A 313-nucleotide genomic window follows, 5' to 3' on the forward strand; every position below is an offset into this window, starting at 1 on the left:
CATGACAATTTACAGGAGGGCGATGTGAGTTCTGCTGAAGTACTGGCGAGTGTCGACCTGATCGCCTTGCGCATGGATGCCGAGAGCCGGCAGTTGCACCTGTTGTTGCACCGCCGCGAGCGTGAGCCCTTCATCGGGCAATGGGCGCTACCGGGGGTGATCGTCAATGGCAGCACCCGGGATGCGAACCTGGAGGCCGCCGCCCACCGCGTACTGCGCGACAAGGCCCAGGTTGTACCACGGCACCTGGAACAGGTCGGTACCGAGGGCAGCGCCAACCGTGATCCACGCGGCTGGTCGATGAGCACCTACT

The 313-nt window shown here is 63.6% G+C and carries 1 pseudogene; it reads left to right on the forward strand.

Annotation, left to right across the window (positions count from 1 at the left end):
• Window positions 1–24 precede the first annotated feature (24 nt).
• A pseudogene (locus tag AC0IYH_RS30580) lies at window positions 25–313 on the forward strand (NUDIX hydrolase); the annotation flags it as partial.

The organism is Pseudomonas sp. AC463, from assembly GCF_979253585.1.